The following is a 25,569-nucleotide window of genomic DNA, read 5'->3' as shown; positions in this document are numbered from 1 at the left end:
TGAGTAAAAATAATCAGCCTTTTAAGCCATGTATTCTCCAAAACAGGAGGCGACATATGAATACCATTTTGAAAGTTATAGAAAAGCTAAAGTTGAAGGTCTTACATATTGAAGATGTTCCAGAGTCATATAGTTCTGATGTATACAAACTTACTCTTGTCAGTGGAGAAAATGTATTTGTGAAAATCCCATTTAATAAGGATAAACTATACCGTGAATTTCAGATCCTCGAACGATTAAAGGGGGTAATACCTGTTCCTAAGGTATTGGACATTTGGTACGGGGATGAAAGTGCTGTTGGAGCGTTGCTCCTTTCAGCACTTCAAGGTATGCCTTTTACAGGAGAGATGGATGAGCGTCTTTCTTATCAGATTGGCATGTATCATGCTATGCTCCATGAGGTTAAAACTTCTGGGTATGGTTACCATGGAACTGATGGTTTTAAGTTACTTGACCAAAATAATTGGATATTATATATCAAAAGTAACTTTGAAAAGTGGAAAGAGCCCTGTAAAGAAATTCTCGACTCTGAATTGTATGAGAGATGTATTCATCACTTTGATGGTGTTTTCTCTGCTTTACCGCATCCTGACGGACCATGCATTGTTCACATGGATTTTAGACCAGGTAATATATTGGTGAATGGTAACGAGGTTGCTGGTATTATTGATTTCGAGAGCGCTCGTAGCGGTTCCTCGGAAATAGATTTCACAAAAGTGAATCGATATATTTGGAAAGTCAATCCGAGAACTAAGATCCCGTATATTAAAGGCTATGAATCAATTCGACCTATGTTGGATCTGGAAAGAGTGCTGCCATTTTACGATCTGTACGATGCTTTCAGCGCAGTTGTTTGGTGTAAAAATAGAGGCATTGAAAAAAATCGTATGTTCCTTCAGGAGAATATTCTTATTTTAAGGAATTCTGTGGGTTATTGAGTAGAATTGATTATACATGATGGGGCTTAATCTCATATGTACTCCATATATTTGTATGCGGTTTCAAAACACCCTAATTGATATAATAAATTCCGTAATTACACCTAGCTTCAGAATAAAAAAATTTGATGAGCATCGTGACTGGGAAAATGAAAATATCCAATGGAAATTTACAATTGAGGCAAATAAATAATTTGAAGATTTATCCCTAGAAAATTTGCTCTTTTGTCGGAGTGACTTTTTCGTGCATAAATTGCAAGGTATTCATTATGTATTTCCCATAAGCTTACCTTGAAGGGAGGGACTACTACGATGGATTGGTTGGACAGGATGAATGGTGCCATGGAATATATCGAATCAAATCTAGCGGACATTATTTCAATTGATGAAATAGCACAGAGAGCCTGTTGCTCTACCTATCATTTCCAGAGAATGTTTCCATTTATTACTGGCGTATCATTATCGGAGTATATTCGACGTCGACGGTTGACATTGGCAGCATTCGAACTGCAGACAACAGAATCAAAGGTTATTGATGTAGCTATGAAATATGGATATGATTCGCCGGAGGCGTTTGCACGAGCCTTTAAGAATCTTCATGGTATTATGCCTACATCTGCACGCAATACAGGCAACTCTCTAAAAGCCTATCCTCGAATGTCCTTTCACATTTCAATCAAAGGGGATGTCGAAATGAATTACCGTATTGAGCAAAGAGATTCGTTTGAGATGTTTGGAGTATATGGGATTATCAATGCAGATCAGAAAACAGCATTTGCTGAAGTACCTCAATTCCGTATAAAATGTGATGATGATGGCAGCGTTGATCATATGAATGACTTACTGGGACGTTTTGGTGATACCATGTTGCATTCCGCCCTCTATGATCACACGAAAGAATCTTTCAAATACATGATCTGTTATCATGCACCTAAAGGACTTGAGATTCCAGAGAGATTCACAAAACTTGCTGTCCCAGCATTAACGTGGGCGGTTTTCCCGGAGCCGCAAAGTGATATGCAAAAACTATGGGTACGAATCTATTCTGAGTGGTTTCCGACATCTGAATACGAACAGGTTGAGGGCCCTACTTTCGAAATGTATTATGGAATGGCACGGCATGGAAATGTTTCAGGAGAAATCTGGATACCGGTGAAGAAAAAATAACGCACTGATGTTTGCGAAATGCAGGCATTAACGAAGAAGACAACGGAATAAATTCAGCGTATAGTATGGGTCATCCCCACAAAGGATGGCCCTATAACTTGCCGTTACAGACAGCGCCATTAGAGGGAAAGGGAAGATTGTTTGATTATATTATCTTGAGGGGGTTAGATATGGATATTAAAATACGAGAAATAATATCAGATGATTATGCTGAGGTTGTTTTTTTATGGAACGATGTGCTTGGAATGAGCAATGTTAATATTGCAAACTTTCGAGAGACTATGGAAGAGATGAATAGAGAAGGGAATTATAAAACATTTGTCGCATTAATAGAAAATGAAGTGGTCGGATTTGTAACTATTGTTCAAGCATTATCTGTTGGCGTCCTAATTGGTTATCTACATATTCAAGGTCTTGCGGTTAAAAGAAATGTTCAACACAGGGGAATCGGAACAAAATTACTAAGGCAGACTGAAAATTATGCTAAAGAACGGGGAATAGCAAGTATTATATTATGTAGCGGAGTTAAGCGAATCGAAGCCCATGCTTTTTATGAACATAACGGCTATGACAGAGATTCATATTGCTTCGATAAGATGATCGACCTAACTCAAGGTTAAACGGCACTAAATAGGCCCAACTCACTCTGTAATCACAAGAGTAGGATGTTGGGCTTTTTCCGTACTGCATTACACATATCATTAAAACAACCTATACATACGAAGTCATTGATGGATCATATTTCTTCGGTATTGATAAGGCGTGACTCCGTATTCCACTTTGAACAACTGGATAAAATATTGATTTTTTTTGTAACCGACCATTTGCGCGATATCGTGGACCCGGAGTTCCGAATCTTGAAGCAATTGAGAAGCTTTCTCCAGCCTCTTCCTGGAAATGTAGTTTGACACATTTTCGCCCGTCTCCTGTTTAAACAGTTTGGAAAAGTAGACCGGATGCAGATGTGCAACTTTCCCCAGTTCATCCAGGCTAAGGCCATGTGACAGGTGCTCTTCGATATACGTTTGTACTTTGTCGATGATGGTTTGAATGGACATCTGTTTGTTGTTTGTGATCCGACTGACCCGTTCCATGAGAGTTGACGATAGTTCATCAGGATACTGTAACTGGTTGAATATCCAATCCACGGTCTCGGAGGTATCACGATCCTTATCCGTCAGATACGCATATCGAATGATCTCCATGAGAAAGATTACTTTTTGCTTTCGGGAACGGATATGATCATATTTTTTAATAATGTGTCCGGCTGACTCCCCATCACCACATGATGGAGAATGGTTGAATATGGCTATGAAGTCTTCTGAGTGTACATCTTCATTAAGGAAGAACCTGTAGAATATCTGTCGGGTCATGTTTCGATCAGTTAACAAAAATGGAGGAGACACGAACGATTGCTCCAGTTTGATAGTCAGTTCTCCAGCAGCTTCTTCAGGAATAAAAGCAGTCAGTCGGGTTCCAGTAGCCCATACGAGACGATCCAATTTGTCTCCGACAGCATATTTTATAACACTCACCTGTTCTTGTGTGAAACCCTCCAGCTTGAGACAGCAAAAATGGCGTCCCCCTAGAAATGTAGTATAAGCCTCATACTCCTTACTTAATGTCCCGTTATGACCCAGCAGCGAGAGCAGAAACGCCAATCCATCGAAGTTTTCCCATACGATAGATTGGGCGGGCCTTGTCTTTGCAATATTGTTAATGGCTTTGGACATGGCTTTCTCCACGTCATCTTTATCGACAGGTTTGAGCAGATAGTCGAGTGCACCCAGACGAATTCCCTGTTGCGCATATTCGAACTCGGAGTAACCGGAGAGGATGATAACTTTGGTTGACAAGCCATGTTGGTGGATATGTTGAAGCAGATCTATACCAGAGACTTCGGGCATTCGGATGTCAGTAATCAGAATGTCGATGTGATTTTGAGTCAGCATGTCCCTTGCTTCAATCGAATTGGTCATCGTCTCGATCTGGTCAATGCCGAAAGTGTTCCAATCGAGCAAATGCTTCATGTACTCCACGACATAATGTCCGTCATCCACAATTAATAAACGCATATCAGCTATCTCCTTTCATCTCGGGAATACGGATGAGCAGCAGGACGGACAAGCCGCCCCAATCATTGGTAGTAAAATGTAACCCGCTACATTCGCCGTACGTATTTTTCAGACGTCGATTTACATTCCAGAGCCCTACACCTTTGATTCCTTCAGGCGGGGAATCGCTCTCAAGCCGAGTCTCCAGGTTGCGGATATCGTCCAGTGAAAGACCCTTCCCGTCATCAGAGACCTTGATCGTTATCGCATCCTCCGTCTGTTTTACATCAATAGTTACTCGATGGGCACCTTGTTGTCCTTCAATCCCATGTTGAATCGCATTTTCAACTACGGGCTGGATGATCAGCGGCGTGAGAGAAAGGGAGGCCAGCTCCGGCGGAAGATCAATGCTGTACTCCATTTTTTTGCTAAGCGCCATAATAATCAGGAAATGTTCTGCAAACTGAAGCTCGCTTTCCAGCGTGACCTCATGCTGATCCAATTTGGTTAAATAACGATAATATTCAGCTAGATGTTTGCTCATGCGCATGACCGAATCAGGTGAAAACTGGGCCACCGACATGATGAAAAACAAACTATTGTACAAAAAATGAGGGTTGATCTGAGCCTGGAGTTGTTGAAGTTCCGCACTTCGCCTGAGCTCCGTTTCGGTCTTCAAGGATACGAACAGATCCTGGATCTCGGTAACCATATGATTAAAACTTTTAAACAGGCTGTAGAATTCTCTATCCGTATTTTCGGTAATACGCGTGTTGTGATTGCCTTGTTCAACCTGTGAAAACTTTCGCTCCAACAAACGAATATTACGGTAATAGTTCCGGTAAAACGTAAAGATCACAACCAGCCCAAGCGTAAAAACGGCTAAAATACTGGCAAAAAAAACCTTGCGATTGCGGTCAAGCGGCTGCAGGAAATCATTCGTCTGTGTATATGTAATCAGATAGGCATCGATGGATTCAATATATCGGGAAAGAACATAGTAATCGTCCGAATTGGTGTGATAATCATATTTTAAAGTGACCTCCGGCTGTGGAGAAACCATATCAGTAACCGCTTTCAAGAGTTCGTTATCGACTTCTTTTTCACTCCATAACTGATCAGTGTTAAACAGAAATAGAGCGTTTGAGCTGTCATTGTTTACAGCCTTTTTCAGCAGATTTTTCAAATAATCGGTATTCAGCTTTACCCCAACAACGTACTGAGTCGGTTCATTTTGTCCGGATTTTTGGATGTAAGGATAGAGGGCAAAGTAATACAAGCTATTGCCGACGATTTGCCAACCCCGTTGATGAACATCCTTGAAAGGAATTCGTGCCTCTGGCGTATTGTTCGTGGACAGAAATGTTTCTTCAGACTTCCAATAGATGCCGATGGACTCGATGGAGCGACTGGATAGAAGCGTTTGCCGCAAGCGATCAACGATATCGTTTTTCTTCATTTGCGAATCGTAATTGCTCAGCTCGATCACATGCCTCTGATAAAACCGGACATCACTGTCAGCTGCATACTGAACCCCGTACATATTTGCCTCGTACATCACTCCATCAAGAATTCCTTTCACATAATCAAGCTGGTTTTTGGAAGCGCCGATCAGATTTTCTTCCAGTGTCTTGGAACTCAATTGATTCATTACGAAAAACAAACTCAACGTTAACAACAGAAAAAAAACAAAAAAATAAATGAATCGTTTCATATACATTTTTCTGATCATATGTGGTTCCTTTCATAACGCCAAACGTAGAAGTGCAAACTCCAGATCGGATTATCCTTAATATAAGCCAAACCTTCGAAAAGCGGAAGGGCAGCATAGGCAATACATGAAAGCGGTTTTAAATTGCTTCAGGTTGGGGTGATGATCTTGAAATTTTGGCATTTTGGAATGAAAGCGCTTTTGTTAAGCTTATCTTCAAGGATCGCTTTTGAAGAGCCATCATAGAGGAGGTATGCAACATTAACGAAACTGTGCCCGCCAGATCCCCGAAAAAAACAAAAACAAAGATTCCCCAGCCATCTTCATTGAAAAAGGAACTTAAGAAAAGCTGGCCTTTGTACGTACTGTGTATTCCCGCTTTTGTGTTTGTCTGCATCTTTTCCTATGGCCCGATGGTAGGATTGCTCATGGCATTTCAGGACTACAAACCATGGCTTGGCATCACAGGTTCACGATGGATCGGGTTAGATAATTTTGAACGAATTTTCCAGTACAAAGAAGCCACACAAGCAATCGTGAATACGCTGATTATCGCCGTTTCCAAAATTATCGTCGGCATTATCGTTCCAATCGTCATGGCTATTTTGCTGAGTGAGATCCGAAATATGGGCATTAAGAAAAGTGTGCAGACACTAGTGTATCTGCCGCATTTCTTGTCTTGGGTTACTGTGGCTGGATTAATGATCGACATTCTCGGATTAGACGGAGGCATCAATCACATCTTGACCCGGATTTTCGGAACCGATCCCATTTACTTCTTGGGTGATCCTGATCTGTTTCGATTCACGGTTGTCATCAGCGACGTGTGGAAGAGCTTTGGCTTCGGCATGATTGTTTATCTGGCTACCATTGCCGGGATCAATCCTTCGTATTACGAAGCGGCAGAGATCGACGGGGCCACACGCCGGCAGCAAATTCGATACGTCACTTTGCCTAGCATGTTGCCCATGATTATCGTCATTTCTACCCTAAGTCTAGGCAATATTCTGGACGCAGGCTTTGATCAAGTATTCAATCTGTACAACCCGCTTGTCTACAGTACAGGAGATATCATTGACACCTATGTCTACCGTTCATCCTTGTTAAACGGGCAATACGGGTTCGGGACCGCTGTTGGACTGTTCAAATCGGGAATCAGCTTGATTTTGATCGTTGTCTCCTACAGGCTGGCCTATAAATATGCCAATTACAAAATATTCTAACAAGGAGGGAGAGGGATCATGTACCATAAGACGACAGGCTATAGAGTATTCTCATATTTTAATTACGCGTTTATGATACTGGCTGGTCTGGCGTGTTTTCTGCCACTGCTTCATCTATTGGCACAATCGCTCAGCAGCAAAGCGGCCATTAGTGGGAATATGGTGTCATTTTGGCCGGTCGGATTCAACGTGGACGCCTATGTCAAAACGTTCAACAATTCCAATTTTAACGGTGCGATGCTGACATCCATTACTCGAACCGTGTTGGGTACAACCATCAGCATGTTTATCCTAATCTGTGCCGGATATGCCCTGTCCAAAGAATTCCGGGGACGCAACGTGCTCATGTGGTTTTTTATCTTCACCATGCTCTTCTCGGGGGGCTTGATACCTTCTTACATATTAATCACAGCCCTTGGATTAAAAGACACGATATGGGCTCTTGTACTGCCGGGTGCTTTCGGTGCTTATAACCTGATTCTTCTCGTCAATTTTTTCAAAACGATTCCAAAAGCCTTGGAAGAAGCAGCTTTCATTGATGGAGCGTCCTTCTTCGTCATCCTCAGCAAAATATATTTACCATTATCTCTGCCTGGCATAGCGACCGTATCCCTGTTCATTATGGTGGGGCACTGGAACTCCTGGTTTGACGGAATTTTGTATATGTCGGATGCCAGCAAGTATCCGTTGGCTTCGTTCCTGCAAACCGTTGTTGTGCAGAGCAACATGCAGAACATGGCGATGAGCCAGTCCGAGGTGGCAGCCATGTCGGAGCAAAGTATCAAGGCAGCTCAAATTTTTGTCAGCACGCTACCGATCATTTTGGTTTATCCATTTTTGCAGCGTTATTTCGTGAAGGGAATCGTACTGGGAGCCGTCAAAGAATAGTTAGAGTAAAGGGGACATGAATTCATGAAAAAAAGAAATGATTTGTGGAAAACGGTAAGTCTGGTCATACTGTCGACCATGCTTGTGGCTGGCTGTAGCAAAGGGGAGAGTGCTTCCGAGACCGCACCGGCATCGGTACTCAAAGACGGAAAATATGATCCGCCAATGACGATCACCATCGCCAAACAGCAGGATGAAAATGCGGGAAAGTATATCAATGGGGAGACCTTGAATGACAATGTCTTGACCCGTTGGGGTGAACAAAATCTGGGCATCAAGATCCAAACCACCCTGCTGGGCGGAGATGCCAGCCAGTATAATACCAAGCTGCGGCTGGCGTTGACGGGTTCGGAAAAACTGCCAGACGTTCTGCCCGTCTATGATACCATGCTGGTCAATGATCTGATCGAGTCGGGGCAGGTCAAGGAGATTACGGAAGACATCTCCACTTACATGCCTGACCGGCTTAAAGAAATATACAAACAATACCCGACCACTTTCAATCCAGTGGTTAGGGATGGCAAGGTGTACGGGATGGCCATCGCGCCCAATCTGACGGAAGGCGAAGTCATGTTGATCCGCCAGGACTGGTTGGACCAATTGAATTTGAAAGCGCCAACAACGATTGAGGAGTTTGAGCAAGTCATCGCTGCGTTCAGCAATGAGGACCCGGATGGGAACGGCAAGAAAGACACATACGGCTTTACATTCTCGGGTAAAGATTCCTACAACACAGGCTGGGTCAGCGATCCGGTCATGATTTTCAGCGCATACACGGGTAAACATCTTCCAAGGCAATGGCATAATGACAACGGCAAACTCACCTATGGATCTGTCGCTGCTGGCAACAAAGAGGCACTTGCCAAGTTACGCGATTGGTATGCAAAAGGGTACTTGAACAAAGAATTGGCCACCCAAGGGGCTTGGGACGCACTGTCCGATTTTACGGAGGGGAAAGCTGGCATTATCATTGGTCGTCCTTGGCTTTACGACAGTGTGAAGGACGTAGAGAAGAACGTAGAGGGTGCAAAAATTAGTGCTTATCCGACCATTCAAGGCGTGAACGGTGATAAGACCTATCAGTCCGCCCAATTGAACGATGGTGTGTTCATGTTTAATAAGGACTTTCAGAACATGGAAGCCTTCTTCCTATACTACGATAAAATGTACGACGCAGCGTTCAGCACGGGAGATTTCAAATACGGCTACGCTCAGGGATACGATTACGATATCGTCAACGACGAAGTGACTTTTGATCCAACGAAATTTAATAAGCCATTAGAGGCTATACAAGGCGTTGGGAAGATGGCATTCACCAAAAACACACCGAGTGTTGATGGTCCCGGCCAATCGTACTATGATCTGGCGAATGGTGTTAAAGCCGACACGGGCGTCCTCATTCAAAGCGCTTCAAAGGACCAAACGACCCAGGACGGATACCGGATTTCATATGAAAACAAGGATGTTTTGCTGCCCAATGCGTTTAATGGTCCACCAACACCAACGATGCAAAATGTATGGGAACAGTTGACCACCATGGAACAAGAAACTTTCACCAAAATTATATATGGCAATGAGCCGCTTGAGGCATTTGATACCTTTGTCACACAGTGGCACGAAAAAGGCGGAGACACGGTTATCGAAGAAGTTAACGAATGGTACAACCAAGCCAGCGAGACGGATGTTATGACACTGATGAATTTGAAATAAAGTCAATTTTCACCTGAACCAGCCTTCCAACAACAGGGAGGTTGGTTTCCTAAAAAAGGAGATGATGAGACATGATCAAAGGTAAATCGTGGATGGCTGTCGTCATTGCATTGATGTTGTTAACTGTTCATTTAACGTCCTCAGCACAAACCGTTCATGCGGCTGGTGAAGAGACCAAGATAGCTGCAACACTATTTGTGTTGAAAAATGAATCTGACGTATCCAATGCCAAAATCCATTGGGCACCTGTATCGGGGGCGACTGCATACGAGTTGTACAGATCCGAGAACAATGCGCCATATACGTTAATACAGACCTTAACAGGTATAACGACGGATGATTACGAGCTCAACTTGGGTAACACGTATAAATACCAAGTGAAGGCATACGGTGGGACTTCCTTGTTAACCTCTGCGATCTCGCCAGAATACACCCCTTACAGTCTTCCAGATAACCTCACAACTTTTGATAACACAACGCAATCCACTCTAATGCTCCCGAATGAACTTAAAGTGGGGGATACCTACTATAGGTTTAACTTTGTACAAAAGTCATCAGGCGGTTTTGGCGAAATGATTCAACAGACGTCAACAGATGATATCACATACGGTAACGACAAAGTGGTCCTTTCCTACACGGATCACCCCGATCTGGCGAATTCCAAGTTTGAAGGGATTAACATCCTGTACCATGCGCCTACGAACAAATTTGTTTTTTGGGCTCACTATGAAAACAGTACAGACTACACGCTTGCCAGAGTATCTGTGGCTTCAGCAACGCCTGGAGAAGACTTTACATTTCACAAAAGCTTTCGGCCGGAAGGGAACGAATCCAGAGATATCTCCATTTTCAAAGATGACGATGACTCAGCTTATCTGATCTCTACCGCCAATAATAATTCGGACACGATTCTGTATAAGTTAACCTCTGATTGGCTGGATGTGGATCATCAAGTATCTGTTATATATGAAAATCAACACAGGGAACTACCTAAAATGATCAAAAAGGATGGCATTTATTATTTGTTCTCTTCCCAAGCAGCAGGATGGTATCCGAGTATTCCTTTGTATTCTTCCGCAGCAAACATAGACGGAGATTGGTCTGAATTACGGACCATTGGCAACACATCAACCTTCTCGGCGCAGTCGGGTTCCGTTATGCGGGTGAAGCCAAACACGGGTGACAACGTGGTTATGGTTGCGTATCGCTGGATGTTCGGTTGGGCAGGTACACAAAATGGAACAACAGAGGAACGATTGCTTCCCGTGTGGTTCTCCGATGGTTATGCATTTTATGATTATTTTGATCAAGTCCTGTACAACACAAGCGATGATACGCTAGTTCCAGTCCAAAATGGAAAACTCCTGTCACAAGGTAAACCGGCAACAGCGCAAACGGCTACCGGAACGAACCCTGCAAGTTATGCGAATGACGGCAACTATCAAACCGAATGGGTGGGCACAGGCAGTTCCTGGCCACATTGGTGGAAGGTCGATCTTGGCTCCGTTCAAGCATTGAGTAATGTACAAATCTCCTGGTGGATGCAAAAAGGCTCTGAAGGATTTTACAAATATAAAATAGAAACCAGCACGGATAATGTAAACTGGACCGTGGCGTTGGATCGAACTAATAATACATCTTATGGCTTCACCTCAGATTCTATATCGAACACTGACGCCAGGTATGTACGGATTAATATGTTAAATGCGACGCTCCATAATAACCCTAACAACTGGTATACCCCAAGGTTATGGGAAGTGAAGGTATTTGGATCGGGTACAAATTAAACGATGTATTTAAAAGAAAAGAAAAGAAGAGAAGAGAGGTAACGGTGTGAATAGTCAATTAACCAATGGTGGCATCTGGTATGATTCAAGCGGTCAGCCGATCCACGCCCATGGTGGACATATATTATTCCATGACGATTATTATTACTGGTATGGCGAAGATCGAAGAGACGATATATATGTGAGTTGTTATCGTTCCAAGGATCTGTTCAACTGGGAGTTTCGAAGCCATATCATTACGATATCTACTCCAGTGGCATCCATTCGAGTTCGGACGAATCTGAGATTAATGAGTGACAAAGGCGGAAAGGTCAATCTCGAACGACCTAAAGTGCTGTTCAACGCGGTGACCAAGAAGTTCGTACTTTGGGTTCACTATGAGAATGGTGATAATTATAACGATGCCGCATGCGCCATCGCCACCTCGGATTATCCGGATAGTCATTTTGTTTATCATGGCAGCTTTAATCCCTATGGGTATATGTCGCGTGACTGCACACTCTTTCAGGACGATGACGGAAAGGCATATTTCATTTCAGCTGCAAGAGACAATGCGGATCTTCATATCTATCGACTACAGGAGGATTATCTTAATGTGGAACGTCTTGTCGAAACGTTGTGGCAGGGGGAGTATCGGGAGGCGCCAGCCGTATTCAAGCGGAATGGAAAGTATTATATGCTGAGTTCATTTTGCACCGGTTGGGAACCCAATCAAGGGAAGTTCGCGATAGCTGATACGATGGATGGCCCATGGGGAATGCTCAGCGACTTTGGGGATGAAACGACGTATCGAACGCAGCCAGCGTTTGTGCTGAAGCGATCAGAGGAGTACCTGTACTTTGCGGATCGCTGGAACGGATCGGACTACTTTCAGTCCAGCTATGTGGTACTGCCCATTGAGTTCAATGGGGACATTCCCATTCTAAAGGAGTATGCCACGTTATCTTTGCGAGAAGATGCACATCTGATTCATTTTGAACGCTAATTTCACGATAAAACGACTGATAAGAAAAGACTTTGATCCTACGAAAAATGTAGGTTCAAAGTCTTTTGCACAAATTTTATAATTTCAAATCTAACGAATAACGATCGCGAAGTACGGATAAATGGTGGAGCTCATGTCCAGCCATAACATATGCTATCGATCGAGTTGAAGCAGGATTCTCACTGACGAGTCCTCTACAGAGCCAAGCTTCCGGCGTGAGGCGACGGAGCATCAGAATGGTTGAGCGGCGTGTAACGGCATATTCTTCGCTCAAATCGGCCAGTGTATACGCATTGAAGGGATGGCTCTGCATAAGCACGTCCTGATCGTAACCGGGATGATTCGTTTTGTCACCTCTGGCGATACGAAGCAATCGGCTGCTCATAATGCGTTCGTTATCCAGAAGATGGCCGATGACCTCCTTCACGCTCCATTTGCCTTCGTCGTAACGATAATTTGCTTGCTCCTCTGTTAATGAAGAGAGCAACGTTGGTACGATATTGGCTTGCAGTTCCAAGCGTTCGATGATGTTCCCTTCAGGCACAAGCCGGATATAACCTTCATAAAAAGCTCCATATTCATCTGTGTTAGGTCGTTCAACCATGGTAATGCCTCCTTCGGTATTCATAACTATGGAATATATTGTAGCATATATCTTGCTACCAGCATTAAGATAGGCCGATCCGCTTGATTGGCAGAAGGGCCGTTTCATGTGATTTGAACATTATATATCGTTGGGGTGACTACGTCTAATCTGTACGTCCTATGCCTTTTTTCTGAACAAACTTCTCCAAGACCTCCAAAGACTCAGTCACATTTTTGAAGGGCAACGTGTCCAGCACTTGTTCCCGGTAACTCTTTTTTGCCGCTGCGCTGAGACGGGAGTCAAGTATGCTGAGTATGCCAAGGTCGGTTTCACTACGAATCAAGCGACCCGTTCCTTGCCTTAACCGAAGGAGCATGTCCGGTACAAACACCTCCATGAACGGATTCTTCGTTACAGATGCCTTATATTCATACACAGGATCGGAAGGAACAGGGAAGGGCAGACGGAAAATAATAATCTGTGACAGGTCAGAACCCTCGATATTCACACCTTCCCAGAATACTCCGGTACCCAGGAGTACACCTTTGCTTTTCCTGAACTCAGCGATAACACTGTCCTGGGAAGATCCCTCTTTTTGAACATGGACTGCCCATGTATTTTCACTTCCCCTTGAAGTCAACTTCTGGTGAATGTACTTCATGTCCTCCTTTGCTGAGAAAAGGACGATGGTTCTACCGTGAGTCAGATTACAGAGTTCAACCAGTTCCTTATAAGCTGCTTCAAGATAGTTTTCGCGCTGGTCATGGTCGTAATATGGAACGTTGTTCGAGATGTACATCATGGCATGATTGGTGTAGTCAAAAGGGGAGGATTTGCGATCCATAAACTCCCCTCTGTAACCGAGGGAATGTGTCAAATATGAGTATTGTTCCTCCAGTGTATCTCCGCCTTGGCACAACGTCGCCGACGTTAGGATGACGGGCACCTTGTCATTAAATAAAGCGTATTTTAGAAATTGGCTTATATCTTTGGGACAGATGCTGATCGTGGCTACACCTAGGGGACTACTCGCCCATGAGAGATAGTTATCTTCTTTTTCTATCAAGACATGAATGAGGGCAATAAGCCCGTTGATGGCTTCAAAAGCATCATCTATTTCCCGCTCGTGGCGTGAGGTCAAAATGGAAAGGCGTAGACTGAAATCTTTCAAATCACTCAACGCTTGGTTCAACGGTATTCCTATAATCTCCGACACTTTGATTCGGTCGTTATCCTGCTTGGTGTGGTGGAGCAGATCCACATTTACCTGTTTGAATATATGCCGGGCACATTTTTTAATAAAATTGGATTGTGAAAAGAGCTCTTTATCCCCGGTCTGCTTCGTGAGCAGCTGCACTGTGGTATCCAGAACGCGGCAGATTCCCCGGTAAGTGAACTCCAGAGTTCTGGCGTCTCGAACTTTTGCTTCCAGATTATGCGCTTCATCAATGATGATCAGAGCAGGCTGTTCCGAGATGATGCTCTTGGTTCCTTCTTTTTTCTTCATCAAATCCCGTATGAGCAGATCCTGATTCACGATAATAAAATCAATCTCGTGAGCTTTTGCATTCAATTTTGCTCTCATATCATAAAATAAACATGCATTTTTATGCTGGCAACGTTCAAATTTGCAATCATTCACGGAAACGTGGGACCATTCGGCATCACTAACTCCAGCTTTAATATCAGCTCGCTCATCAATCTCATAATCTAATATGCGCTGGGCAAGAGGAGACACGGAGGGGTAGGGATCATCAGACCTGATTAATTCCGCAGCCCTGCTTCGGCAAGCGTACTGACCCATGCCTTTCCCCACAACGGAACGAACCGTTGAGAATCCCAACCGACTGCCAATGATCCTTAAATCTTTATGTATCTGTTCCGAAAGCTGAATGGAGGATGTAGCTATAATGACAGGTTTCTGAGACATTTGATTCGTGAGCAGACTTGGTATCAGGTACGCAAAAGATTTGCCGATTCCAACACCAGCTTCAATCATCGCATGATGTCCATGGATATAAGCATCGGCGATATCGAGTGACATGTCTTGCTGTCCGATCCGCTCTCTAAGACCGATTCGGGGGAACCGGTCATATATTCGGAAGATCGCGTTAACCATAGAACGTTCGATTTCCTTTTGCGGTTCCCGTTGATTTTTTTTATAGAGTTCATTCAACCAATTCATAACGATCGCCCTCCTTCCGAATGATGATCTTCTTGTACTGCATTTTGGAGACGATTTACTTCACAATGGAGTGTTCACGGCATTTTTTAATCGGGATACGCCTTCCTGTAATTGTTCATCTGACAAATGTGCAAAAGATAAATAGATCCCATACTTCGTACCATCAGATGTTGAACTGTTGACTTCTGAGTATACCACACCTTGTAATCTAGCTGATGCCCGAAAGGCCTCATAAGTGGTCACATTACCTCGCCACCAGCCAAACACGTGCAGACCTGCTTCATTCTCTACCCAATCAAACCATGTCGAGAGCTGCTGGTTCAACAGTTTGAGTAAGAGATGGAATTTACGACTGTACAGACGATTCATCCTGCGCAGATGCCGCTCATATTGACCGCTTGTCATAAATGCTGCTAATGCTCGTTGTTCAATCAGGTTGACGGGTCGTGGCTCGTATAATGCCTGCGCCTTTCTAAAGGTATCCGCCAAGGTAGGGGGAAGAACCACATAGCCAAGTCGTACTTCTAAAGGCAAGGTTTTTGTGAAGCTGCCGAGGTAGATAACACGACCTGCTTTATCAAGTGTTTTTAGCGGTTCAACATGCATTCCACGATATCGGAATTCACTATCATAATCATCTTCGACAATCATGGCATCATGCCGATGTGCCCAGTCCAGCAAGGTTTGTCTGCGCTCAAGGCTGAGCATCTCGCCAGTAGGAAATTGTCGTGACGGCGTGACAAACAACATGCGAGCTTCCCAGTCTTGAGGTACAACTCCCTGGCCATCAAGATTGGCTTCTATCAACTTTGCACCCGCAGCCCAAATAGCTTGAGATATCCCGACATAACAAGGACTCTCTGTTACTACATAATCCCCTGGATCTGCAAGTAACTGAGTGAGTAGAGCTATGGCTTGCATGGAACCTGCAGTCACGGCGATATGATCCGGATCGACTTGAATTCCCCGCATTCTCCGAAGATAGGCAGCAATGGCTTCTCTCAATCTAGGCTCACCTGTTGAACTCACCATAGCAGAGGTTGTTTCCAGGTGATACTCACGCTGCCTTATCTCTGCATACAATCGATTATTCCATTCATCGTAAGGAAACTTGGAGAAATCAGGTTGGTATTTGCTAAAGTCGATCACTTCGTCGCGCTCCATACTGGAACTATTGGTGTATGCATTTCTTTGAATCGTCTGCTGTCCCAACTGCTGAATACGATTCCCCCAGGCTGATAAGTGATGGGTACACGTTTTCTCGGTGGACGCATCATTGTTCAAATCCAACTGATACGCGACAAAGGTTCCTCTTCCATGCTCAGAAAGAATGTAACCTTGCGCAGTCAACGTATCATACACTTGATTCACGGTTCCCCGGGAAATGTGATACGTCGCTGCTAACTCTCTAGTAGATGGTAACTTCTCGCCATGTATAAGATGGCCTTCATGAATAGCATCACGAATCGCATGATAAAGAGCCTTCATCTTGGTATATTTTCGGTTTAAATATGAACTGTAAGCTACGTGAAATTGCATATGCCCTCCAGAGTTATCATTGAAGTGGTACAATAAAAATCGAAATTATTGGATCTTTTTATATGACCATTCTCATTTTATACTAAATCATAGTTTAGAGCGATGCCTTTATTGAAAATCACCCAAAAGTTAATAGGAGGTCTACAATTATGCAAACAGGTACAGATCGTGTAAAAAGAGGAATGGCTGAGATGCAAAAAGGTGGCGTCATCATGGACGTTATGAATGCAGAGCAAGCTAAAATCGCTGAGGCGGCAGGGGCAACAGCAGTTATGGCTCTTGAGCGGGTGCCTTCTGATATTCGCGCAGCCGGCGGTGTAGCCCGCATGGCAGATCCAACGATCGTTGAAGAAGTTATGAAAGTTGTGTCTATTCCAGTTATGGCCAAAGCACGTATCGGTCATTACATAGAAGCCAAAGTGCTTGAATCACTGGGTGTGGACTATCTCGATGAAAGTGAAGTTCTTACTCCTGCAGACGAAGTGTTCCATATTGATAAACATGAGTTCACTGTACCATTTGTATGTGGAGCCAAAGATTTGGGAGAGGCTCTTCGCCGTATTGGCGAGGGAGCATCCATGATTCGTACAAAAGGCGAGCCAGGAACAGGCAACATTGTAGAGGCAGTTCGTCATATGCGCCTAATTAACAGCCAGCTTCGAAAAGTGCAAAACATGTCCAAGGACGAGCTGTATGCTGAAGCCAAAAACCTGGGTGTAGCTTATGAGTTACTCCGCGAAATTCATGAAAATGGCAAACTTCCTGTCGTAAACTTTGCAGCAGGCGGTGTAGCTACTCCAGCTGACGCAGCACTAATGATGCACTTGGGAGCAGACGGTGTGTTTGTAGGATCAGGTATTTTCAAATCAGATAGCCCTGAGAAATTCGCTCGTGCCATCGTTGAAGCTACAACACATTACACGGATTACAAACTGATTGCCGAAGTATCCAAAAACTTGGGCGCCCCTATGAAAGGGATCGAAATTTCCAAATTGGCTCCAGAAGAGCGCATGTCCAACCGCGGTTGGTAAGAGTAGATTTAACAGCTGGAGTATGAATAGTGTCAAGCAAAGCCGATCCATAGACAAAATGGATCGGCTTTTTGGTTATTGTTGACAAATACAAGCAAAAAGGCGAAGAAAAGAATAGCTGTGCAGTCATCAAATGAGAATGATTATGATTATCATTTACGTAATTCGACATTTGCTGTATACTGACATTAACTATTTTACATAATGCACAAATAGAAAAATAAAAATGAAAAGGGAGAGAATCAAATGTCTACACGCTTTAAAAAAGGAATGTTATTTTGCTTTATTGCTGCACTTGTTTTTGTACTTGCAGCCTGTTCCAGTAGTAAGGGTGAAAGCAATGAGGCAAACAATAGCTCACAGGAAGCAACGAAGGAGGTTGCAGCAGATGAGAAGACATCGGGTGCAGACGCTTCAGGTGCAGCTCAAACCACGTATCCGATAACCGTTTCAAATTATACGACAGAGAACGGCACATGGGTGAAGAAGGATCAAACGTTTGACAAGGCACCTGAACGAGTAGTTGCTAATACCCAAGGTGCAGCCGAACTGATGATTCGCCTTGGTTTGACAGACAAGCTTGTAGGTGTAGCAGCGCTGTTCGGCAGTGTGCCTGATGATATTGCTGATGAGTTCAAAAAAATTCCTGTGCTGGCTGAAGGTTATGTAGGTAAGGAACTGACCATAGGTGCTTCGCCTGACCTGGTTGTGGGACGTGGTGGATTGTTTGAGGATGCGGATTGGGGTGTTGGTACAGTAAGCAGCTTGAATGATATGGGGATCAAAACGTATGTACAAAGCACCAGTGTTCCTGATGCATCGTTAGATAGCCTGTATCAGGATATTACTGAATTAGGTGAGATATTCAACGTACAAGCGAATGCAGCCGCATATATTGAGACGCTAAAAGCACGCGAGACTGCATTGTCGGCCCGAGCTAGCGCTGAAACGATCAACTATGCATCTTTTTCGGATAATGGTGATGGAACGATTGGAATCTACAACGGAAATGGAGATACGTTTATTGAAAGTGCAATGTCATTAATCAATATGCATAATATGCTGATTAATGAAACCGGCACACTCAGTCTGGAGAAGCTAATCGAGATTAATCCGGATGCCCTGATTATTTCCAGGTATGCTGGTGGCATTGATCCTGAACAGACAATTGAAAAACTGCTATCCAACAAGCAGGTACAGAACATCAATGCAGTTAAAAACAAGAAAATCTACATTATTGATTTCAACAACTTCTGGGGCTACGGAGATTCCATCTTCACAGGTGTTGAAGGGCTCGCTGATGATCTCGGGTTATAAATGAATCCCCTTAAAAGTCGCTATTTTAGCGGCTTTTTTTGTTACCAGGAACCAAGTCTCCGACTCTAGTTGAACCGGATTAACTCGTTAAATGATAATGAGAATGGAGTCAAACTTTATTTGGAATCTAACGTTACTATTATAAGATTAAAAATCACATGAATGGGGCGAGTCGATGTGAAAATGAAGTATTTGAAAAAAGTAGTTGTCGTTGCATTCGTGATGTCCGTCTTATTACCACTGGGGGCTCAAAAATCTGAAGCAGCAAAAAAATACGTTAATTTGGAAATTCAGTGGGCGGACGGCCGTATTAACCATGTTGAGACGTTAAACAAGGATGGAATCACTTACGGAAGCTTGTTCTCACTTGGTATTAAGGCAGGTCTGCCGTGGGGGATGGAAGATGATAATACGGCCGTACTGAAGAACAGTCAGAAGCATATTGTAGTGCACTTGGGAAGTAAAATTGCCGAAGTGGATGGTCAAAAAGTAGATATGGGCAGTGAACCTGTATGGTATATTAGTAACCTTTATGTACCCATTAGTTTTCTTGCAACTGCTATGGACGGGGAAATGACTCATCAAGATACGAAGACGAACAAGGTAATCGTGACTGGGCTGAGCAATTATACCGATACTTTTTATGGCAGCAACATGGGATACATCTATATGATTCGTGCTGCAAAAGGTGATCTTGAGATTACGAATGCAGTTACTGGACAAAAGAGTTTGATTCCATTAGGTATTAAGGATATGAATGTAAATACCCATGATCTCAAGATCAATTTCAAGCGGAGTCCTCAAAATCTACTTATTGTCCTCATAGAACATACCAACCGAAAAACGGAAGACTACGATCTTTACACGTTGGTATTCAAAAACAAAGGTCTGGTTCGCAAATCCATTGCTCACGGGGTAACGGGGCAGCATGAGATTTTAAATGAAGATAGTACCATTCAACTCATTGATGACAACAGTATACGTATTATCGAAGATGGAAGTGGTAAAGTGCTTGAAGTGCTTCCTCGTTAAATCGATATCTGATCGGATATTCTGAATTGTCATAATAACATAATGTCCAGTTATCATGCTCTTATATTATTGAATAAAACAATTATCTCAAAGAGCCGCTGATCAAAGTGATCGGCGGCAAAGATAACATTTAATTAGGGGCAATGGGGGATAAGTTAGGCATGACAACTTCACTTCCAGGCTCCATTAACATGATATGACATTCCTTTTCGGCGGAAGGCTTGATCTCGACTCCCTTGGGTACGATATACATCTCATCCTTACGAATCTTCACTTGCCCATCACGAAAATCTATTATCATTTCCCCTTCGAGCACAAAAAACAACTTATCGGTTTCCTCATGAACATGCCACTCAAAATCTCCAGCAATTTTTACGATCTTAAATTGATGATTATTCATTTCTCCAATGAGTTTCGGGGACCACAGATCGTTGATTTTAGCAAATTCCTCATTCAATTTAATAGCTTGATAGTGCATCGTAATTCCTCCTGTGTAATGTTCGTTTAAGTTCAGTATACTGATTTAGATTTAGGCGTAACATGGATGACTGTTGAAATCAGGATGGATTATTGATGAACCTCTGACGATATGCAGTAGGAGAGACACCATTTTGTTTCTTGAACACTCTACTAAAATAATAGGGATCGGCAATGCCCACCGTTTCAGCAATCTGTTGCACAGAAGCGTCATTTGCCAATAACATTTGTTCAGCTATCTTTATACGATATTTCAATATATATTCTGCTGGCCCCATACCTGCATGTCTTCTAAACACATAGGAAAGCCGATTACGATTAACGTTATTTTGTTCTGCAAGCGATGCGATCGTCAGACTTTGATCATAGTATTTTTGAATATAGGCAGAGACCCGTTCAAATAAAACAACTGATTCACAACTTTTTTGCCTATGGTCAACACATAACAAAGTTTCATTCAGCACATCGCGAAACAGCATTTCTGTCTGAAACCTTGAAATACCTCCATGCTGGTTATACACATGCCAAAGACGCATAATTAATTCGATCATACGAGGGGATTGGCCCGTTGATAATTCAAAATGCTGATGGGAGAAGCTTGACTCTTCCAGATCTGAACTACATATTCGGTATAAAACCAAGATATACTCCCAGTCATTTTTATTAAACACGGTCTGATCCAGTTTCATTTTTGCTCCCCCATGCACAACTTTTCCTGGTGAAAAGATATAGGGCGTCCCATCAAATTGAAATTGTATTTTTCCTGTAAGGGGGAACACGAATCCAGGGAAGGAATCGGTATAGTCAGCGTGAGGAACCCCTGGATTTCTAGCATATCGATATATTCCGTCTACTTGAAAAGGAATGTGTGCAAAATGCGCTGCTAACTGATTAACGTCTACTTTCACATTCCGTACCTCGTTTCAATAATGTTGCCAGTCCTGTTGAGATAAAAGGCTGTAGATCTTACTACAACACTATTGATAATCATTATCAATGTCAACATATTAAACAAAGACCTTTTCAAAAATCACGAGAGTACGAAACCTCTTTTTTACATCTGGGCAATTGAATCGATCTTGTGTTAACATGTGCACTAACTAATCCAAATGTTTGTTTGAGAAGGGGAACCCATGTCCATTCGAATTAAAATGCTGCTATCTTTCACGAGTATGCTCGTAATAAGTCTGCTGTTCATCCTGCTAACAGCAAGCCTGTACACGATTGCGGCCACAGGGGATCTGCAGAGTTTTCGTGATATATACAAGGTACATTATCAGATCAATCCACTGAGTGACCAGGGAGAATCGATCTTTCAAGAGATGAAGTTTCTGGCTAAAAATGATCCTGACGAACTGCAGAACAAGGTTTTGCTGCGTGAATATGACATGAAGCTGAGAGCTGAGAAGTCAGGGCTCTACGTCAGACGGGAGAATAGTCAGATCTTCGAATCGCTGACCTTCAACCAGCCGGAACTGAGACAAGCTCTACCTGCCTACGATCTTAACAACTATCAGATTCGAAGCACCTTCAATATAGGTGAGCGATTCTACGCGTATGCGAAATTTGATTTTCAATACTCGGATGGAGAACGGGGAAGTATCTTCGTTATTCGGGAGCGAAGCCCCTTTGCGGAACTTACTCGCAAATTACTGCCTGTGATGTCACTTCTGCTAATCGGTGTCCTGATTATCACCAATCTGCTACTGTTCCGCTGGATCACGCGCAGTTTTATTAAGCCGCTCAATCAACTACGAAGCTCAGCCGAACATATTAAAGATGGCAATCTATCCTTTGAGATTCAGCTGAATTCCAATGACGAGGTTGGGCAACTCAGCGAAGCATTTGAGAGTATGCGGAATCAATTGCAGCGCTCCTATGCGTTACGACAGCAGGACGAAGCGAACCGAAAAGAGCTTATCTCGAACATTTCGCATGATCTCCGTACGCCGATTACCAATATTAAAGGTTATATTGAGGGTATTCGTGACGGAGTGGCCAATACTCCTGAGAAAATGGAGAGTTACGTTAATATCATTCACTCCAAAGCAGTTAGTATGGATAAGCTGGTGGATGAACTGTTTTTATATTCGAAGCTCGACCTGAACCAGGAACCTTTCCTGTTCAAAACAGTTGATCTCGCTGATTTCCTGGAAGACAGCATTGAAGAGTTGAGATACGATCTGGAGGACAAAGGTGTTGCCTTGCATTGGAATAACCAGTTGTCTGGTCCCGCTATGTCTGCTGTGGATCCGGAGAAGTTAAAACGTACCGTTGTCAATGTGGTGGATAATGCACTCAAATACATGGAGAATGACAACAAACGATTCGAGATTACACTTCAAGCTGATGAGAAATGGATTACGATGGCGTTTAAAGACAATGGCAAGGGGATAGCCGAAGAGGCACTGCCTTATATATTTGAACGTTTCTATCGGGCAGAACAATCCCGCAACTCGTCAACGGGTGGCAGTGGACTTGGGCTAGCTATTGCCCGGCAAATTATTGATGGACATGGGGGCTTCATCTGGGCAGAAAGCAAGCCTCATAATGGCACGAGCATATATATCAAACTGAAACGGCTAAATGAAGAGAGGGACTAATGAGTCATGGCAAACATTTTGATCATTGAGGACGAAACAACGATTGCGGAACTGGAACGGGATTATTTTGAGCTTAATGGATTTTCCGTGGATCTCTGCCACAATGGAGATGAAGGTCTGAAGCAGGCATTGGAGGGGGACTACAATCTGATCATTGTTGATCTGATGCTTCCGGGACTCGATGGCTTCGAATGTTGCAGGCGTATTCGCGAGGTGAAGGAGGTGCCCATCCTTGTCGTTTCCGCGAAAAAGGAAGAAATCGACAAGATCAGGACATTCAATCTGGGCGTGGATGACTTTATTACAAAACCGTTCAGCCCAAGTGAATTGGTTGCGCGAGCAAAGGCTCATTTGACCCGATACGAGAGACTGCTTGGCAAAAACAAACCCGCTGAGCAGGATGAAATCCACATTCGGGGGCTTCACATTGACAAAGGATCACGCCGTGTTTTCGTTAATGGAGAAGAGGTGGCGATTACAACCAAGGAATTCGAGTTACTTGTATTTCTTGCGAGTCATCCCAATCGTGTATTCAGCAAATCCGATCTGTTCGAGCGCATCTGGGGCATGGATTCCACCGGAGACATAGCAACGGTTACCGTCCATATTCGCAAACTGCGTGGCAAGCTGGAGACAGATCCCAAAAATCCGGAGTATATTGAAACCGTATGGGGCGCAGGCTACCGGTTTACTGCATAAGTTTCGTAAAAATTTAGAGCCAGTTTATATTTTGTTAATAACTTTATCCTTGGGAGTTTCTTTTTGTCCTCTATTCTATAGATACAGGCAACTACAACCTATAGAGGAGGAATTCAACCATGAATTCGACAACCCGCAAAATCGCTACATTTCTAACCATAACTGCATTAGGTACAGCAGTATTCCCGCTAACTGGGAATCAAGTACATGCAGCTACATACGTTAATACCATTGCGGCAACAACCGCACAGCTTACTCCACAGCAGATTGATGCTGCTGTCAAAGAACTGAATAGTATGGGGATCATGAACGGGTACGCAGATCAATCCATGGGTGAACATCGAGCAATTACCCGTGCAGAGTTAGCGTCATTGGTTTTTAAAACGTTTCATTTGGAGAGCAAAACAGGAGAAACCTTAGAATTAACAGATGTTAATCCCAATGCATGGTATTCGCCATATGCCTCAAAGCTTGTTGAACTCGGCATCATGGAGGCACACAATGGACAATTCCAGCCACAAGCTCAAGTGACAGATGCGGAACTCGAACAGGTTGTATCCAGAGCGATGCAGCGTGACGTAAAATCCGTCAGGCATTGGATGAGCGAGTTCTACTCCGAGAACGGTTCGGCAACACGCGGCGAAGCAGCGGTGCTATTGCAAACAGCTCACCGAGCCATTCCTTCGGAGCAAGCTCAAATCCAGAGCGTTAGATCGCTGAATGCCATTACGTTAATCGTCACGTTTGACAAACCACTGACAGCAACGGATGAAGCTTTTGCCAAGGCACAATCGGACTTTGCGTTTAGTGGTGGACTGACCTTGACCAATATGCCCCGTTTGAAAACAGGCTCGATTGCCACTTACATCGTTCCAACGTCCGTACAAGATGCTCGTGAAGTGTACAGCCTTACTTACAAAGGTCAAGATGCTGGTTCCTTTGAAGGCAGTAGCACGAAAATAAACATGACCACAGCTAGTCAAGTCACGAATGATACATTCGAGATTGAAGCATTGCAAGAGAACGGAGTCGTCGATTACGGTTACATTATCTCGGCTTACAGCGGTGGTCGAGGCGCGAATGCGTTCGTGCTGAATGATCAAGAACAAGCCGGAGGCAAAACGTTTCAAATCATCTCTTCCATGCAGGCAAGGCAAGTTGTAATTACGCCAGAAGGCGGCGAGCCCATCATTGCAAGATATGTGCCATTCACACAATCGACAGACGGCAAACAAGAACCGAAGTTCCGTTTGCCTGAAGGTCAAGTATTGAAACCAGGTGTAACATATACCGTTTCTTCAGACTGGGCAAACCTTGAAAATGCTTCATTCACTGCAAAATCGTTTGATGCGCTGGAGGTTGCAAGCGCTCAGGCTGTGAGTAAGTCCTCCATTGAAGTTACACTTGCCCAAGATCCTGGAGATGAACTGTTCTCTGGTCGTGGTGTAACGTTAACAGCACCTAGCGGGGAAGTTCTGACAGCCACCTATAAATACTCAAGTCGAAAAGGATCTACAGGTGTATTCGACATTACGAATGACGGAAAGCTGACTCCAGGTACGACCTATACAATAAACCCAGTTGGGGATTGGAGCGTCTCTTCTTCGGTTACCCTGACCCTGGAGTAAAGGAGGCAG

General features: G+C 43.6%; 21 protein-coding genes. 14 read left to right on the top strand and 7 right to left on the bottom strand.

What is annotated here, in order from left to right:
• The first annotated feature begins 56 nt into the window (after positions 1 to 56).
• The 3 genes from ACX9NY_RS08545 to ACX9NY_RS08535 all read left to right on the top strand — a co-directional run bounded on the left by ACX9NY_RS08545 (position 57) and on the right by ACX9NY_RS08535 (position 2,725).
• Positions 57 to 938, top strand: coding sequence for a phosphotransferase family protein (locus tag ACX9NY_RS08545; protein ID WP_472478115.1), 882 nt, complete (start codon positions 57 to 59; stop codon positions 936 to 938).
• Positions 939 to 1,250: 312 nt separating this feature from the next.
• The gene (locus ACX9NY_RS08540) at positions 1,251 to 2,105 is read left to right on the top strand and encodes an AraC family transcriptional regulator (RefSeq protein ID WP_472478113.1); all 855 of its coding nucleotides are present in this window, start codon (positions 1,251 to 1,253) and stop codon (positions 2,103 to 2,105) included.
• Between the two features lie 170 nt (positions 2,106 to 2,275).
• Entirely contained in the window at positions 2,276 to 2,725 is a 450-nt protein-coding gene (locus tag ACX9NY_RS08535) for a GNAT family N-acetyltransferase (RefSeq protein WP_472478111.1), read from the top strand.
• A 105-nt stretch (positions 2,726 to 2,830) separates the two neighbouring features.
• Here ACX9NY_RS08535 and ACX9NY_RS08530 read toward each other — a convergent pair whose 3' ends face one another.
• On the bottom strand, positions 2,831 to 4,180 hold the full coding sequence (locus tag ACX9NY_RS08530; RefSeq protein ID WP_472478109.1) for a response regulator transcription factor: 1,350 nt from the start codon (positions 4,178 to 4,180) through the stop codon (positions 2,831 to 2,833).
• Between the two features lies 1 nt (position 4,181).
• Positions 4,182 to 5,810 carry a sensor histidine kinase gene (locus ACX9NY_RS08525; protein WP_472478107.1) on the bottom strand — a complete coding sequence of 543 codons (1,629 nt, stop codon included), beginning with the start codon at positions 5,808 to 5,810 and terminating at the stop codon, positions 4,182 to 4,184.
• A gap of 488 nt (positions 5,811 to 6,298) precedes the next feature.
• Between ACX9NY_RS08525 and ACX9NY_RS08520 the strand changes: the two genes are divergently transcribed.
• The 5 genes from ACX9NY_RS08520 to ACX9NY_RS08500 all read left to right on the top strand — a co-directional run bounded on the left by ACX9NY_RS08520 (position 6,299) and on the right by ACX9NY_RS08500 (position 12,463).
• Positions 6,299 to 7,093, top strand: coding sequence for an ABC transporter permease (locus tag ACX9NY_RS08520; RefSeq protein ID WP_339255194.1), 795 nt, complete (start codon positions 6,299 to 6,301; stop codon positions 7,091 to 7,093).
• A gap of 18 nt (positions 7,094 to 7,111) precedes the next feature.
• The gene (locus ACX9NY_RS08515; RefSeq protein ID WP_215077778.1) at positions 7,112 to 7,981 is read left to right on the top strand and encodes a carbohydrate ABC transporter permease; all 870 of its coding nucleotides are present in this window, start codon (positions 7,112 to 7,114) and stop codon (positions 7,979 to 7,981) included.
• Positions 7,982 to 8,005: 24 nt separating this feature from the next.
• On the top strand, positions 8,006 to 9,691 hold the full coding sequence (locus ACX9NY_RS08510; RefSeq protein WP_472478104.1) for a type 2 periplasmic-binding domain-containing protein: 1,686 nt from the start codon (positions 8,006 to 8,008) through the stop codon (positions 9,689 to 9,691).
• A gap of 71 nt (positions 9,692 to 9,762) precedes the next feature.
• On the top strand, positions 9,763 to 11,478 hold the full coding sequence (locus ACX9NY_RS08505) for a discoidin domain-containing protein (RefSeq protein WP_472478102.1): 1,716 nt from the start codon (positions 9,763 to 9,765) through the stop codon (positions 11,476 to 11,478).
• 46 nt (positions 11,479 to 11,524) lie between these two features.
• On the top strand, positions 11,525 to 12,463 hold the full coding sequence (locus tag ACX9NY_RS08500) for a family 43 glycosylhydrolase (RefSeq protein ID WP_472478100.1): 939 nt from the start codon (positions 11,525 to 11,527) through the stop codon (positions 12,461 to 12,463).
• A gap of 76 nt (positions 12,464 to 12,539) precedes the next feature.
• Here the strand turns inward: ACX9NY_RS08500 and ACX9NY_RS08495 are convergent, their stop codons facing one another.
• The 3 genes from ACX9NY_RS08495 to pdxR form a co-directional block, all read right to left on the bottom strand.
• Complete coding sequence (locus ACX9NY_RS08495; RefSeq protein ID WP_339242808.1) at positions 12,540 to 13,067, bottom strand: DinB family protein; 528 nt, start codon at positions 13,065 to 13,067, stop codon at positions 12,540 to 12,542.
• 145 nt (positions 13,068 to 13,212) lie between these two features.
• Positions 13,213 to 15,234: an ATP-dependent DNA helicase gene (locus ACX9NY_RS08490; RefSeq protein ID WP_472478098.1), complete on the bottom strand. Its 2,022-nt coding sequence runs from the start codon at positions 15,232 to 15,234 to the stop codon at positions 13,213 to 13,215.
• A gap of 60 nt (positions 15,235 to 15,294) precedes the next feature.
• Positions 15,295 to 16,773, bottom strand: a complete 1,479-nt coding sequence (pdxR, locus tag ACX9NY_RS08485) for a MocR-like pyridoxine biosynthesis transcription factor PdxR (RefSeq protein WP_472478096.1) — start codon at positions 16,771 to 16,773, stop codon at positions 15,295 to 15,297.
• 146 nt (positions 16,774 to 16,919) lie between these two features.
• Here pdxR and pdxS point away from each other — a divergent pair, with 146 nt between their 5' ends.
• The 3 genes from pdxS (at position 16,920) to ACX9NY_RS08470 (ending at position 20,153) form a co-directional block, all read left to right on the top strand.
• Positions 16,920 to 17,804: a pyridoxal 5'-phosphate synthase lyase subunit PdxS gene (gene pdxS / locus ACX9NY_RS08480; RefSeq protein WP_339308700.1), complete on the top strand. Its 885-nt coding sequence runs from the start codon at positions 16,920 to 16,922 to the stop codon at positions 17,802 to 17,804.
• A 246-nt stretch (positions 17,805 to 18,050) separates the two neighbouring features.
• Entirely contained in the window at positions 18,051 to 19,121 is a 1,071-nt protein-coding gene (locus tag ACX9NY_RS08475) for an ABC transporter substrate-binding protein (protein WP_472478094.1), read from the top strand.
• Between the two features lie 183 nt (positions 19,122 to 19,304).
• Positions 19,305 to 20,153: a stalk domain-containing protein gene (locus tag ACX9NY_RS08470; protein WP_472479247.1), complete on the top strand. Its 849-nt coding sequence runs from the start codon at positions 19,305 to 19,307 to the stop codon at positions 20,151 to 20,153.
• Between the two features lie 130 nt (positions 20,154 to 20,283).
• Here the strand turns inward: ACX9NY_RS08470 and ACX9NY_RS08465 are convergent, their stop codons facing one another.
• Both ACX9NY_RS08465 and ACX9NY_RS08460 read right to left on the bottom strand, forming a co-directional pair.
• Complete coding sequence (locus ACX9NY_RS08465; RefSeq protein WP_472478092.1) at positions 20,284 to 20,631, bottom strand: cupin domain-containing protein; 348 nt, start codon at positions 20,629 to 20,631, stop codon at positions 20,284 to 20,286.
• Positions 20,632 to 20,710: 79 nt separating this feature from the next.
• Entirely contained in the window at positions 20,711 to 21,538 is an 828-nt protein-coding gene (locus ACX9NY_RS08460) for a helix-turn-helix domain-containing protein (RefSeq protein ID WP_472478090.1), read from the bottom strand.
• Between the two features lie 225 nt (positions 21,539 to 21,763).
• Between ACX9NY_RS08460 and ACX9NY_RS08455 the strand changes: the two genes are divergently transcribed.
• From ACX9NY_RS08455 to ACX9NY_RS08445, 3 genes are all read left to right on the top strand, one after another.
• Positions 21,764 to 23,233, top strand: coding sequence for a sensor histidine kinase (locus ACX9NY_RS08455; protein WP_472478087.1), 1,470 nt, complete (start codon positions 21,764 to 21,766; stop codon positions 23,231 to 23,233).
• 6 nt (positions 23,234 to 23,239) lie between these two features.
• Positions 23,240 to 23,932, top strand: a complete 693-nt coding sequence (locus ACX9NY_RS08450; protein ID WP_472478085.1) for a response regulator transcription factor — start codon at positions 23,240 to 23,242, stop codon at positions 23,930 to 23,932.
• 119 nt (positions 23,933 to 24,051) lie between these two features.
• Complete coding sequence (locus ACX9NY_RS08445; protein ID WP_472478083.1) at positions 24,052 to 25,560, top strand: S-layer homology domain-containing protein; 1,509 nt, start codon at positions 24,052 to 24,054, stop codon at positions 25,558 to 25,560.
• The last annotated feature ends 9 nt before the right edge of the window (positions 25,561 to 25,569 follow it).

Source organism: Paenibacillus sp. CB74 (genome assembly GCF_055687625.1).
The sequence above is the reverse complement of the archived record's forward strand: the minus strand, read 5'-3'. Positions and strand labels throughout refer to the sequence as shown.